The 13,983-nt window shown below is 70.2% G+C and carries 8 protein-coding genes and 1 pseudogene; 3 read left to right on the forward strand and 6 right to left on the reverse strand.

The features are described from left to right. Positions 1-537: 537 nt before the first annotated feature. On the reverse strand, positions 538-2,142 hold the full coding sequence (gene aceB / locus PFX91_RS09090) for a malate synthase A (protein ID WP_285730866.1): 1,605 nt from the start codon (positions 2,140-2,142) through the stop codon (positions 538-540). 337 nt (positions 2,143-2,479) lie between these two features. Between aceB and hflX the strand changes: the two genes are divergently transcribed. Both hflX and PFX91_RS09100 read left to right on the forward strand, forming a co-directional pair. Further along, a complete protein-coding gene (gene hflX / locus PFX91_RS09095; RefSeq protein WP_285730867.1) occupies positions 2,480-4,006 on the forward strand; it encodes a GTPase HflX in 1,527 nt (508 codons plus the stop codon). Between the two features lie 444 nt (positions 4,007-4,450). Then, complete coding sequence (locus tag PFX91_RS09100; protein ID WP_285730868.1) at positions 4,451-5,659, forward strand: amidohydrolase family protein; 1,209 nt, start codon at positions 4,451-4,453, stop codon at positions 5,657-5,659. Between the two features lie 7 nt (positions 5,660-5,666). Here PFX91_RS09100 and holA read toward each other — a convergent pair whose 3' ends face one another. The 5 genes and pseudogenes from holA to PFX91_RS09125 form a co-directional block, all read right to left on the reverse strand. Beyond that, positions 5,667-6,629: a DNA polymerase III subunit delta gene (holA, locus tag PFX91_RS09105; protein WP_352231643.1), complete on the reverse strand. Its 963-nt coding sequence runs from the start codon at positions 6,627-6,629 to the stop codon at positions 5,667-5,669. Between the two features lie 38 nt (positions 6,630-6,667). After that, a pseudogene (locus PFX91_RS09110) lies at positions 6,668-9,007 on the reverse strand (ComEC/Rec2 family competence protein); the annotation flags it as partial. A gap of 7 nt (positions 9,008-9,014) precedes the next feature. Next, positions 9,015-10,166, reverse strand: a complete 1,152-nt coding sequence (locus PFX91_RS09115; RefSeq protein ID WP_285730870.1) for a helix-hairpin-helix domain-containing protein — start codon at positions 10,164-10,166, stop codon at positions 9,015-9,017. A gap of 210 nt (positions 10,167-10,376) precedes the next feature. Continuing rightward, complete coding sequence (gene rpsT, locus PFX91_RS09120; protein WP_285730871.1) at positions 10,377-10,649, reverse strand: 30S ribosomal protein S20; 273 nt, start codon at positions 10,647-10,649, stop codon at positions 10,377-10,379. Positions 10,650-10,881: 232 nt separating this feature from the next. Further along, positions 10,882-11,856 carry a hypothetical protein gene (locus tag PFX91_RS09125; protein ID WP_285730872.1) on the reverse strand — a complete coding sequence of 325 codons (975 nt, stop codon included), beginning with the start codon at positions 11,854-11,856 and terminating at the stop codon, positions 10,882-10,884. Between the two features lie 246 nt (positions 11,857-12,102). On the opposite strand from PFX91_RS09125, the gene lepA reads away from it, so the two are divergent. Beyond that, positions 12,103-13,944, forward strand: a complete 1,842-nt coding sequence (lepA, locus tag PFX91_RS09130) for a translation elongation factor 4 (RefSeq protein WP_285730873.1) — start codon at positions 12,103-12,105, stop codon at positions 13,942-13,944. Positions 13,945-13,983 lie beyond the last annotated feature (39 nt).

A 13,983-nucleotide genomic window follows, 5' to 3' on the forward strand; every position in this document is an offset into this window, starting at 1 on the left:
GGAGGACGAACGGCCCGTTTGTGTGCCCTGTGGCGCCGCTGATCAGCACCATCCTCCCCTTCGCGACTCCGGGGTGGTGGGCCACGATGGACGGAGCGCTCTCCTGGCCGCTTCCGGACAGGCGGTCTCCCTTTCCCGTGCCTCCATGATTTGTTATGGCATGGGTGTTCCCTCGGGGATCCCCGAGGAGAAAGGGGACGAGCGTTCGAAATTTCGACGAAAAGCTTTGTCCGGACGCTCCGTCGCAGGGTGCCGTAGGAAGATCCCTCAGGTGGCGGTCCCCTTTTCGGACGGACATGTGTCGTGTTCTTCCGTGGGTGGAAATCACGTCCGTCCCCGACCCGGGGTCGATCCGGCGAGGAGCCCTCCCCGCCGTGGGTCCGACGCGGTCGTGGGCATGGGCGCCTTCCGGCGCTGCCGGTGTCGACGTGGCCGGCCCCACCCGGGCCGGCCACGGGCCCGTGAGGTCGACGTAGGACCGCGCCCCCGCCGAGGCGGGGGCGCGGTCGTGGTGCCTTCGTTCCGTGGGAGGAAGGACTACGGCATGCGCTCGTAGGCGGGCAGGGTCAGGAAGTCGACGTACTCGTCGGCGAGCGCGACCTCGGTGAACAGCTGGGTGGCCTGCTTGAACAGTCCCTCGTCGAAGTTCTCGCCCTGGGCCTGGCGGATGGTGGCCAGCTCCTCGTCGATGAGCTGTCGGACCAGCTCGGCGGTGACCTTGGGGCCGTCGTCCAGGGTGATGTCGTTGTGCAGCCACTGCCAGATCTGGGAACGCGAGATCTCCGCGGTCGCGGCGTCCTCCATCAGGTTGTGGATGGCCACCGCTCCGTTACCGCCCATCCACGCGGCCAGGTACTGCAAGGCCACGTTGATGTTGTTGCGCAGACCGGCCATGGTGACGCCGCCCCCGGTCTGGCCGACGGCGAGCAGGTCGGCGGCGCTCACCTCCACCTCGGGGCGCTGCTTGTCGATCTGGTTCGGGCGCTCGCCCAGGACCTCGTCGAAGATCTCCATGGCCACGGGGACCAGGTCGGGGTGGGCCACCCAGGAGCCGTCGAAACCGTCACCGGACTCGCGGGCCTTGTCGTCGCGCACCTTGGCCAGGGCGGTCCGGTTGACCTCCTCGTCCCGCCGGGAGGGGATGAAGGCCGCCATGCCGCCGATGGCGTGCGCGCCGCGCTTGTGGCAGGTCTTGACCAGCAGTTCGGTGTAGGCGCGCATCATGGGCGCGGTCATGGTGACGGCGTTGCGCTCGGGCAGCAGGAAGTCGCGTCCGCGGGTGCGGTGCGTCTTGATGATGCTGAACAGGTAGTCCCAGCGACCCGCGTTGAGTCCCGCGGAGTGCTCGCGCAGCTCGTAGAGGATCTCCTCCATCTCGAAGGCGGCCGGGATGGTCTCGATCAGGCAGGTGGCGCGGATGGTGCCGCGGGGGATCCCCAGACGCTCCTGGGCCAGGACGAAGACGTCGTTCCACAGCCGGGCCTCGAGGTGGCTCTCCATCTTGGGCAGGTAGAAGTAGGGTCCCTTGCCCTTGTCGAGCTGGCGCTGGGCGCAGTGGAAGAAGTAGAGGGCGAAGTCGACGATGCCGCCGCTGGTGCGCTGTCCGTCCACCAGGATGTGCTTCTCGTCCAGGTGCCAGCCCCGGGGGCGCACGACGATGGTGGCGAGTTCGCCGTCCTCCTTCAGGGCGTAGGTCTTGCCCTGGGGGGAGGTGAAGTCGATCGTGCGGTCGAGCGCGTCGCGCAGGTTGAGCTGGCCGCCGATCACGTTCTCCCACAGCGGGGTGTTGGCGTCCTCCAGGTCGGCCAACCACACCTTGGCGCCGGAGTTGAGCGCGTTGATGGTCATCTTGCGGTCGGTGGGACCGGTGATCTCGACCCGGCGGTCGGTGAGGCCCGGAGCGGGGGGAGCGACCCGCCAGCCGTCGTCCTCCCGGATGTTCTTGGTCTCGGGGAGGAAGTCCAGGTCGGCCCCGGCCGAGATCCGCTCCTGCCGAGCGGTGCGCGCCGCGAGGAGTTCCTGGCGACGCGCCTCGAAGGTGCGGTGCAGCTCGGCGACGAGGGCGAGAGCGTCGTCGGTGAGGATCTCGTCGAAACGATCGTGGAGAGGGCCGGTGACCTCGACCCCGTGCGTGGCACCCATGGAAAACCTTCCGCAATACGAAACTGTCTTTTGGTATGTGGAAGTCGAAGTTACCGCCAGGCTGCTCGGACGGTCAACGTCGCACGTGTCTCACATGCCTCGGAGGTTTCCCGTTCCGGGAAGCCCGTAAAAACTTTCCGGGTGACTTCCGGCCTTCTTCGTCCCCGGCGACCCGGTGACACGTCCTCACGTGAGCCGTCTCGGGTGGGCGCTCATGTGCGCTGCGATAATCCAGGTGCCCCGGCGGAGAAGAAGTGCCACCATCGAGGCGGAGCCCGCCGCCGCCCGGCCACGGGAAGAAACGAGGTGGCGATCACGTTGACCCACCTGGAGGGATATGAATACAGCTGACACCCGCGGAAGCGTCCGTCACGGCCACGAGGCCGAGGACGCCCTCCGCGAGGCGATCACCGTCGGGGACGGGTTCGACGCAACCGACGCGCCCCGGACCACCGGCGGCGATCGCTACGACGATGCCGACGACGTGCCCGCCCAGGGCGAGATGCAGCTCGCCGACCGCCAGGCCCTGCGGCGCGTGCAGGGGCTGTCCACCGAACTCACCGACATCACCGAGGTCGAGAACCGGTCCCTGCGACTGGAACGCGTGGTCCTCATCGGTGTGTGGACCAGTGGCACCCAGACCGACGCCGACAACTCGCTCATCGAGCTGGCGGCCCTTTCCGAGACCGCGGGGGCCCTCGTTCTCGAAGGCCTCACACAGCGCCGCGTCAAGCCCGACCCGGCCACCTACGTCGGCAAGGGCAAGGCCGCCGAACTACGCGACATCGTGGAGGCCACCGGTGCCGACACCGTGATCTGCGACGGTGAGCTCACCCCCGGACAGCTGCGCCAGCTGGAGGAAGTGGTCAAGGTCAAGGTGATCGACCGCACCGCACTGATCCTGGACATCTTCGCCCAGCACGCCAGCAGCAGCGAGGGCAAGGCCCAGGTCGAACTCGCCCAGCTCAACTACCTGTTGCCGCGCCTGCGCGGTTGGGGTGAGTCCCTGTCCCGACAGGCGGGCGGCGCGGGTGGCGGCGCGGGTGGCGGTGTGGGGCTGCGCGGTCCCGGCGAGACCAAGCTCGAGACGGACCGGCGGCGCATCAACGACAAGATGGCCAAACTGCGTCGACGACTCGCGCACATGCACACCGCGCGCAACGTCAAGCGCGACGTCCGACGCACCCGTCAGGTGCCGTCGGTGGCCATCGCCGGATACACCAACGCCGGTAAGTCGAGCCTGCTCAACCGGCTGACCGGGGCCGGTGTCCTGGTGGAGGACGCCCTGTTCGCCACCTTGGACCCGACGGTGCGTCAGGCCCGCACACCCGACGGGCGCGGTTTCACGCTCAGCGACACCGTCGGTTTCGTGCGACACCTGCCGCACGAGCTGGTGGAGGCCTTCCGCTCCACACTGGAGGAGGTCACCGACGCCGACCTGATCCTGCACGTGGTCGACGGGTCCCACCCGGACCCCGAGAGTCAGATCAGCGCGGTCCGAGGGGTCTTCGCCGACATCGACGCCGCCGAGGTGCCCGAGCTCATCGTGGTCAACAAGGTCGACGCCGCGGACCCCGACGTGCTCAAGGCCCTGCGCACCCGCTACCCGGACATGGTCGAGGTCTCGGCCCGGACCGGGGAGGGTGTGCCCGCTCTGGTGGAGGCGCTGGCCGACGCGCTGCCCGAACTCGCGCAGGAGGTGCGCGCCCTCGTCCCCTACTCCCGCGGCGACCTCGTCGCCCGGGCGCACGAGGAAGGACGCGTCCTCAGCGAGGAGCACACGGCCGAGGGCACGGCCATCCACGCCTTCGTGCCCGAACCGCTCGCGGCCAGACTGGACGAGTACACGCCCAGCACGGTCTGAGCACCGCGCGCCACGCCGCGCATCGCACGGATCGACGGACCGGGGCGCCCACGGGGCGCCCCGGTCTTCTCCTACGGGGACGATCCGGCCCCGTCCCGACGTGTCATGGACGACCTTCGGAACGCGATATCGCCTCGACCCGCGGAAACACGTCGATTCTCACTCTGCGTGCTCATGAATTCTGGATGGATACGTTCGCGTTTCTCGGGGGGAGAGGTGTACACCGAGTCCGTGAATGGACTACGGTTCGGAGCACCGGCCGCCCGTGAACGTTGTTCCGAACGGTCCTCACCGGCCTCGCCGGCCGGCGCCGCGGTGGTCCCCGACCGCCCCACCGACTCCGTCTGATCGCCCGGATACGAGGTCGCCATGTCCGCCCGTGCACCCCACGACCGTGTCCCGCAGCAGCGGCGGCGGAGCTGAGCGACGAGGACGGGCGATTCCATGGCAGTGGTACTGCTCAGCAATATCGGACGTCTGTGGACCGGTTATGAACTGATCACCAACGCCGCGCTCCTGATGAGGGACGACCGTGTGGCCTGGGTGGGACCGGCCGCCGAACTGCCCCAGCGCATCCCCGGGGTGTTGGAGGACCTGACCGACGTCGACGACGTCGTCAACATCGGCGGAGGCATGATCACGCCCGGACTGGTCGACGCCCACTGCCATCCCGTCTACGCGGGCGACCGCTACGCCGAGGTCAACATGTGGGCCAAAGGCGCCTCCAAGGGGGACATCTTCGCCGCGGGCGGCGGTGTCTCCACCACCGTCACCATCACTCGGGGTACGGACCCGTGGACCCTCGGCAACGCGGTCCGCGAACGGCTCCGGCGGTGGGTGCTGACCGGAAGCACCACTGTGGAGGCCAAGACCGGATACCACCTGACCCGGGACGGTGAGCTGGCCGACGTGCGTCTGCTGCGCTCCCTGGCGGAGGAACCCGGTATGCCGCGCCTGCACGTCACCTTCTTCCCCGCGCACGGGGTGCCACCGGAGTTCTTCGGGCGCCCGCGGGAGTACGTGAAGGCCGTCGCCTCCTGGTTCAACGACGCCGTCATGGCCGGGGCCGACGGAGTGGACGTGTACTGCGACAACCAGCAGTTCACCACCGAGGACGCCCACATGCTGCTGAGCGTGGGCAAGTCGGTGGGACTGCGCACCACACTGCACGCCTGCTCCAAGCCGCGACACGGGGCGGTGCGCATGGCCGCCGAGCTGGGCTGTTCGTCAGTGGACCTGCTGCACGAGACCGACGAGGAGGACGTCCTGGCGCTGGCCGCCGGCCGTACCCCGGTGGTGGCGTGCCCGACCACGTCGCTGCACGAACGCCGCAGTCCACCTGTGCGGGCCCTGCTCGACCACGGGGTGCCGATCGGCCTGGGAACCGACCACAACCCAGGTCAGTCCGGCACGATGTCGATGCCGCTGGTGATCTCACTGGCCATCTCCATGTTCGAGATGACCGTTCAGGAGGCACTGCACGCCGCCACGGTGGGCGGAGCCCGCGCCCTGGGTCTGGGCGACCGGGGCGTGCTCGCCCCCGGAACCCTGGCCGACCTGGTCCAGTGGGACGCCGACCACGAGGGTGCCTTCGCCTGGTCGATGGGTCTGAACACCCTGCGCGTGTGGCAGGGCGGCAGGACCATCCGCTGAGTGGTGCTCAGCGCCTGCCGCGCGCCCGGGCGATCTCGATGACCGCGCGCTCCAACGCGTACTCCGGATCACGCCCCGCCCCCTTGATGAGGGCGTCGGTCTCGGCGACCACCGCCATGGCCCTGGTGATCCCCGCCGGACTCCACCCCCGTGCCTGCTGGCGCAGGGTGCGCAGTTTCCACGGCGGAACCTTGGCCCGCTTGGCGAGCTCGGCCTCGGAGACGCCGCGTGGAGGCTGGGCCGCCACGGCGACACCGCGCACGGCGCCGGCCAGGGCGCTGTTGATCAACACCGGGGCGGTACCCACCGCCAGAGACCAGCGCAACTGCTCCAGGGCCTCGGGCAGGCGGCCCTCCACCGCGCGGTCGGCCACCGTGAAACCGGAGGCCTCCGCCTTGCCGGAGTGGTAGCGCGCCACCGCCTCCGCGTCCACCCTCCCCTCGGTGTCGGCGATCAGCTGGGTACAGGCCGCGGCGATCTCGCGCAACTCGCTGCCGACGGAGTCCACCAACGCCTGCGCGGCGTCATGGGTGATCTGACGGCCGGCCTGGGAGAACTCGCCCTTGACGAAGGCCACCCGTTCGGCGGGCTTGCCCGGTCCCTTGCAGTCCACTCGATGGGCCCCGGCCTTGACCGCGGCCTGGAGCAACGCCTTGCCCTTGTTGCCGCCCGCGTGGGTGAGCACGAGGTTGACGTCGTCGGCGGGATCCTTGAGGTAGTCGGTGACGGTCGCCGCCAGGTCCTTGGTCAGATCCTGGGCCGAGCGCAACACCACCACCCGCCGGTCGCCGAACAGCGAGGGCGAGGTCACCTCGACGAGTGTGGACATCCCCACCTGGGAGGGGACCAGGTCGTGAACGTCCACCTCGGGGTCGGCGTCGCGGACCGCGGCGACCACGGCGGCCACCGCGCGGTCGACGAGGAGTTCCTCGTCCCCGACGATGAGCGTGAGCAGGGCGGGTGCAGGCATACACAGAGCATGCCACGCCCCACCGACCGACCGCGCGCCCGTCGAGGCCGGGATCCACGGACCACGGCCGTCCCCGGGCCCGTGCCGTCGCCGTCCAGTACGGCCACGTCCCCGTCACGGTCGGTACGCAGGTTCACGCCCGACACGCCTTCGAGGATGTTCCAGGTGAACGGGGCCGGGTGACCGTAGGGGTTGTCCGCTCCCACGGAGGTCACCGACACCACCGGATCCACCGCCTCCAGAAAGGCCGGTTCCTGGGTGCCCGCCCCATGGTGGGGGACGGTCAGGACGGTCACCGACAAAAGCCCCGCGTCAGGTCCCCTGAGCAGCCTCCTCTGCGCCTCCTCCTCGATGTCACCGGTCAGCAGGACCGACAGGGCCGTTCCGTCCGCGCGTACCACCACCGAACCGTCGTTCACCGAACCCTGGAAACCCCGATCGGGCCACAGCACGCGCAGCGTCCACCGACCCACCCGTATCCGACGGTCCCGTTCGGCCTCCAGCAGTTCGATCCCGGCCCCGACCAACAGCCGTCCGGTGGCACTGGAGCCGAACCCGGGCGGGACCAGGGCCGCCCGGACGGTGCGGTGGCGCAGCACCCCCGGTGTGCCGTCCACGTGATCGGCGTGGTCATGGCTCAGGATCAGCAGCGGTACCTCACGCACCCCCAGGCGTTTCAGGCAGTCGTCGACCGCCTCGGGGTCCTCACCGGTGTCGGAGACGATCGCCGACCCCGGTTCCACCGCCAGCACGAAGGCGTCCCCCTGACCCACGTCACAGGCCACCAGGGCCCACCCCGCCGGCGGCCAGCCGCCCGGTACGCACCGGGCCGCCAAGGCCAGGACCAGGACGGACACCATCACGGCGGCGACCACCCGACGGAACCGTCCGTGTGTGAACACCAACAGCGCCAGGAGGGCGGCCAGGAACAGCCCTCCGACCACGTCCGACCGCCAGGGCAGGGCACCGTGGGGGACCCGGGCCCCGGCCTGGGCCACCGCGGCGATCCACGACACCCCCAGTCCCGGAAGACGCACCGCCACGGCGGCGGCCTCCGGCCACACGGTCGCCAGTGCCGTCACCGCGGAGCCGGCCACGGTCACCACCGCCACGACCGGGGCGACCAGCACGTTGGCCGGGATCGCCACCCACGACACCTCGCCCGACAGCAGCACCAGCACGGGAGAGACCGCCACCTGCGCGGCCACCGCCACCGCGAACGCCTCGGCCACGGGGCGCGGTACGCCCCCCGCCCACGCCCGCGTCCACGGCGGTACCCACAGCACGATCCCGGCGGTCGCCAGGACCGACAGCGCGAAACCGAAGGAGGAGGCCAGCCCCGGAGCGACGAAGAGCACCCCGACCACGGTGACGCTCAGCGCGCCCAGCGCCGCGTGCGTCCGGCCCGTGGCCAGCGCCAACAACCCGAGCGATCCCATGAACGCCGCCCGTACCACGCTCGGCTCAGGTCTGCACACCAGGACGAACACCCAGATCATCGCGGCGCCGCCCACCACCGAACACCACGGGGGAGCCCGCACCAGTCGGGTCGCCGCCAGCACGAACCCGGTCATGATCGCCAGGTTCGCCCCGCTCACGGTCAACAGGTGCGTCATACCGGTCGCCCGGAAGTCCTCGGCGGTCTCGGGGGGCAGCCGGGACACGTCCCCCACGATCAGGGCGGGAAGCAGACCGCTCTCGGGTCGGGGCAGCACGGAGGCGGCTTCACGCAGCCGCTCCCTCACCCCTCCGGCGAACGACTGTAGGCGGCCGGGCTCTCCCACGTGTTCGGGCGGACCGTTGACCAGGACCAACGCGGCGGTGAGCGGTTCGTCGGGCACGTCCAGGAACGCGCCCCGGGCACGGAAGGGCTGTCCCGGCAGGAGTTCGGCCCACCCCTCGCCGGAGGCCAGGACCACCACCGGCGCCCCCGACTCCCGTGCGTCTCCTCCGACGAGCACCCGTGTGGTGCGGGCCCGGACCACCCATTCCGCCCGTCCCGGTCGGGGAGTCCCCGCACGGGGGCGGGGATCGGCGCCCACGACCGCCTCGAACTCCGTGGTGAGACGGGTCTGGGACGCCTCCCGCGCCGCGCTGTGGGCGACCCGGTGCACGTGGACACCGGCCACTCCCGCCACCGTGGCGGCGCAGACCAGCGAGGCCACCACGGTGAGCGTCGGCGACTCCAGCGGCGGCCGTGCGACGAGCAGCAGGACGATTCCGGTACATCCGGCCGCGGAGCCCAGGACCCAGGACGTCCACGGCGGAACGGCCAGTGCGCCCAACGCGGTCAGCCAGGCGGTCGCCGCGGGCACCAGCAACCGCAGGTCCGGTGGTCGGCCCAGTCCGTAGGCGTCCGTCCCCAACCAGGTCGCCACCGCCCGCTCACTCCACCGTCACGTGCGGCCTGAGGGTGGAGAGCATCTTCTCGCCGATCCTGTTCACGTCGATCAGTTCGTCGACGCTGCCGAAGGGACCGTGCTCCTCCCGATGGGCGATGATGTTGTCGGCGATCACCGGGCCGACGCCGGGCAGGGTCTCCAACAGCGCCTTGTCGGCCCGGTTGATGCTCACCGGGCCCGCCACCCCCTGCGGGTCGGTCCCGGAGTCGCCGGCGGGAGGGGGCACGCCCACCAGGACCTGCTCACCGTCGACCAGGGGACGTGCCAGGTTGAGCATGTCCAGGTCGGCGTCGGGAAGCGCGCCGCCGGCCTCCTCCACCGCGTCGGCCACACGCGCACCCGGCGGCAACGTGTACAGTCCCGGGTCCGTCACCTCACCGCCCACGTGCACCACCACCTCCGATCCCTCGGTGGCGGGCTCCCCCGAAGAAGAGGACCCCTCCGGCTGCGGGGCGCTCCCCTCGTTCTCCGGGACGGACGGCCGGTCGAGGGACGCGGCATGAGTGACCATCTCCGGTGCCGACACGGTGTTCGGCCGGTCGTGAAGGAACACCACCGCGACGACGGCCGACGCCCCCAGCGCGATCAGGGCCAGGACCGCTCGTCGGGACAACGTCATGGTGGGAGACCACCGTCGGGCCAGGCGCTCCAGGAGCGGACCGGGCGGCCCCGGTTCGGTGTATCCCGACGGCGGGGGTTTCGAGCGTTCGCGTGCCCCCTCGGTCGGGTCGCGCCACGGACCCGGACCGACTTCCTCGGGGCGCCCTCCTTCGCCGGGCCGTGGGCCCGAACCGCTGGGACCGCGCGCGACGGTCGTGGCGGAAGGCGACACGGGGGTCAGGTCGGCGGGGTCGCGTTCGGGCCAGGCGTCGATGCGGGGCGGGACGTCGGGGTCGTGCGCGAACGCTCCCTCCGGTACGACGGGCCGGTACGCCGAGCGCACTTCCGCCGCCGCGTACGGGGCGCTGGGCAACGGGGGAACGCCGTCGGACGACGGAGCGAGGTCCATGGGCGGTCGTGGAATACGCGCGCGCAGACGTCGGGCGACGGGAGAGGCGTCCAGGGTGAGCGCGCGGAGTCGGTCCTGCCGGTCGGGTGCGGGGGAGCGGCGCCGGGTACGGCGCTGAACAGTCATAAGGCCACGTTAGGAAGCGCCGAACGCCGTGTCAGCAGCCGATCGCCGGCTGTGGAAAACCCGTGGTGGGACGAACCGGCCGGAGAAGAGAAGGACCCCGGCCCGGTGGTGAACCCCGGGCCGGGGTCGGCGGCGGGTCGCGGATGAGGGTCCGCGCAGCCGTTCGGAAGGTGCGCTCCGAGGGCGGGGCAGGGCCCCCGAGAACCACTCCTAGGCCGCGGTCCGCAGCTCGTGCAGGCGCTTGGCGATCGCGCTCTTGCGGTTCGCGGCCTGGTTCTTGTGGATGACGCCCTTGCTGGACGCCTTGTCCAGCGCGCGCGCCGCGGCGCGCTGCGCGGTGGTGGCCTTCTCCAGGTCCCCGGCCTCGGCAGCCTCACGGAACTTGCGGATGGCCGTCTTCAGGGAAGAGCGCACGGACTGGTTGCGCAGGCGAGCCTTCTCGTTCTGCCGATTGCGCTTCTTCTGCGACTTGATGTTCGCCATGCGAAAACGTGCTCCAGTTGATCTGATCTGTCGCGCCGGTCGGGCCAGGCGCTCAGCTCACGGGCAGCCGTTCCGAGAGGGGCGCGTGGTCCCCGGCGCAGGGTGTATGAGTCCACAGGGCGTTATGCCGAACGTGGAAGTCCGAGACACGGACTTCCAGTATGCCGTACATGGGACACCGCTCGGGACCCGCCACCCTCCTGACCGTCCCTCGGCGGGTCCGCTCGGCCGGCTAGGACAGCAGCCACCCCGCGGTGTAGGCGGCGACGTCCTCCTGGCGCGCCTCGTCGCCCAGGTAGAACGCCACTCCCAGCGTCATCCCCTCCGGCGCCTCCGCCTTGGTCACGCCCAGCCGGACGGCCGCCAAGGCGGTCACCACCGACTCCCCGCCGTCCTCGGGAGCCCACGCGCCCTCACCGTAGGTGGGCAGTCCGAATCGCAGCGCCACATCCCCGCGCCCGCGCAGTGCGGTCACCGCCTCGGTCACCTGTCGCACCATGAACCCGCCGTACAGGGAATCCCCGGGCATCCCCGATCCCACCCCCGGCAACACCACCTCGTCCGCGTGTTCGGCGACCCGTTCCAGATACCCCTTGGACCAGTACTTCTCCTCGCGTTCCATCACGAACGAGGGCATCCGCCCGCCCGGCACCAGTTCCACGTGGTGGGACTGCACCGACAGCACCGTCTCCTCACCGAGCTCCTCGCGCACCAAGGACACCAGGGCGGGCATCGAGGGGTCGTTCACCGTCACCGGACGGATCTCCAGATGGACTCCGGCGAACCCGTCCGCGGCCACCTCGGCCACGGCCGGGGCGAGCGCCTCGCGGGCCTGACGGTCCAAGCGATCCCGGATCAGGGAGGAACCGCTCTCCACGTGCCGCAGCCAGGCCAGGGGGCGCACGTGCGGATACTCCCTCCCCAGCCAGGACAGCAGTGTCGAGGTGTCCTCCACGCGTTCGATCCGGCCCTCGCCGTCGATGTCGCCCGCGTACACGTACACCGTGTCCACCCCGCCGGTACCGAGCACACGCTCCAGAGCGGTGGTGTCACTCCAGGAGGCCGCCCACGCCGCGTCGGCGCCTTGGGAGGAGGCCCACGGGGCCGGTCGGCCCGAGAACTGGTGGGCCAGCAGTGCTCCCGCGCCCGCCAGTACGACCGCGATCGCGGCCACCCCGGCCAGCAGCCGTGTCAACAGCCACTTCAACAGCCCGCTCCTCCCGTGTTCTGGGCCCTCGGCAGCGTGCACGGCCCGTTCCGGGCCCCGGGTCGCATAATCTGGACACGAGTCCCAGGACCGTGCCCCATACTGCCGCACGGGCCGCGGCCGTCTCCCGTGAGAGGGACACCGCCGCCATGGGATGATGGACCATGCCGTGGAAGCACTGCCACGGCGGGGGCGGCGTCGCCGCGGGGCGCGCACGACCCGGACCCGACCTGTGAACGGAGCACGGTGGCACAGCCGAACTGGACCGATCCCGCGCTGATCCGCAACTTCTGCATCATCGCGCACATCGACCATGGCAAGTCGACGCTGGCCGACCGGATGCTCCAGATCACCGGGGTCGTCGAGGACCGCCAGATGCGCGCCCAGTACCTGGACCGCATGGACATCGAACGCGAGCGCGGCATCACCATCAAGTCGCAGGCGGTGCGGATCCCCTTCACCGCGCTCGACGACCGGACCTACACGCTCGGACTCATCGACACCCCGGGCCACGTCGACTTCACCTACGAGGTCTCGCGCTCCCTGGCCGCCTGTGAGGGCGCGATCCTGCTGGTGGACGCCGCGCAGGGCATCGAGGCGCAGACCCTGGCCAACCTGTACATGGCACTGGACAACGACCTCACGATCATCCCGGTGCTCAACAAGATCGACCTGCCGGCGGCACAGCCGGAGAAGTACGCCGAGGAGCTCGCCGGGATCATCGGCTGCGAGCCCTCCGACGTGCTCAAGGTCAGCGCCAAGACGGGCGAGGGCGTCGAGGAACTGCTCAACGAGATCGTCGAGCAGATCCCGGCGCCCGTGGGCGACGCCGAGGCGCCCGCCCGCGCCATGATCTTCGACTCCGTCTACGACACCTACCGGGGCGTGGTCACCTACGTTCGCGTCGTGGACGGCAAGATCACCCCGCGCGAGCGCATCCAGATGATGTCCACCCGCGCCTCCCACGAGATCCTGGAGATCGGCGTCAGTTCGCCGGAGCCCACCAAGTGCGGCGGCCTGGGCGTGGGCGAGGTCGGTTACCTCATCACCGGTGTGAAGGACGTGCGCCAGTCCAAGGTCGGCGACACCATCACCTCCCTGGACAGGCCCGCCGACACGATGCTCGAGGGTTACCAGGAGCCCAGGCCCATGGTGTTCTCGGGCCTGTACCCGATCGAGGGCACCGACTATCCGGTGCTGCGCGACGCCCTGGACAAGCTCCAGCTCAACGACGCCGCCCTGGTGTTCGAACCGGAGACGTCGGCGGCCCTGGGCTTCGGTTTCCGTTGCGGGTTCCTCGGCCTGCTCCACCTGGAGATCACCCGGGCCCGCCTGGAACGGGAGTTCAACCTCGAACTCATCTCCACCGCGCCCAACGTGGTCTACCGCGTGGAGATGGAGGACGGGGAGGAGCACACCGTCACCAACCCGAGCGAGTTCCCCACGGGGAAGATCGCCGCGATCTACGAGCCGATGGTCAAGGCCACGCTGCTCAGCCCGGCCGACTACATCGGGCAGATCATGGAGTTGTGTCAGGAGCGGCGCGGAGACCTCCAAGGCATGGACTACCTGTCCGAGGACCGGGTGGAGATGCGCTACACACTGCCCCTGGCCGAGATCGTCTTCGACTTCTTCGACCAGCTCAAGTCCCGCACCAAGGGCTACGCCTCCTTGGACTACGAGCCGACCGGGGAACAGGTCTCCGACCTGGTCAAGGTCGACATCCTGCTCCAAGGGGAGGCGGTCGACGCCTTCTCCGCCATCGTGCACAAGGAGAAGGCCTACGCCTACGGCGTGGAGATGACCAAGAAGCTGCGTGAGCTCATCCCCCGGCAGCAGTTCGAGGTACCCGTCCAGGCGGCCATCGGTGCCAGGGTGATCGCCCGTGAGAACATCCGCGCCATCCGCAAGGACGTGCTCGCCAAGTGCTACGGCGGTGACATCAGCCGTAAGCGCAAGCTGCTGGAGAGGCAGAAGGAGGGCAAGAAGCGGATGAAGATGGTCGGCCGGGTCGAGGTGCCCCAGGAGGCCTTCATCTCCGCCCTGTCCACCGACACCGGCGGGGCCGAGGACAAGAAGAAGAAGTAGTCCCCCTTCGGGGGCACAGAAGAACGTCGGGGCGCCCCT

Origin of the sequence: Nocardiopsis sp. ATB16-24 (assembly GCF_030271535.1) — a bacterium.
Lineage (GTDB): Bacteria > Actinomycetota > Actinomycetes > Streptosporangiales > Streptosporangiaceae > Nocardiopsis.

Bases quoted from the DNA above. Each gene is read 5' to 3' on its own strand.
- aceB (WP_285730866.1), bottom strand. From the start codon at position 2,142: ATGGGTGCCACGCACGGGGTCGAGGTCACCGGCCCTCTCCACGATCGT.
- hflX (WP_285730867.1), top strand. From the start codon at position 2,480: ATGAATACAGCTGACACCCGCGGAAGCGTCCGTCACGGCCACGAGGCC.
- PFX91_RS09100 (WP_285730868.1), top strand. From the start codon at position 4,451: ATGGCAGTGGTACTGCTCAGCAATATCGGACGTCTGTGGACCGGTTAT.
- holA (WP_352231643.1), bottom strand. From the start codon at position 6,629: ATGCCTGCACCCGCCCTGCTCACGCTCATCGTCGGGGACGAGGAACTC.
- PFX91_RS09115 (WP_285730870.1), bottom strand. From the start codon at position 10,166: ATGACTGTTCAGCGCCGTACCCGGCGCCGCTCCCCCGCACCCGACCGG.
- rpsT (WP_285730871.1), bottom strand. From the start codon at position 10,649: ATGGCGAACATCAAGTCGCAGAAGAAGCGCAATCGGCAGAACGAGAAG.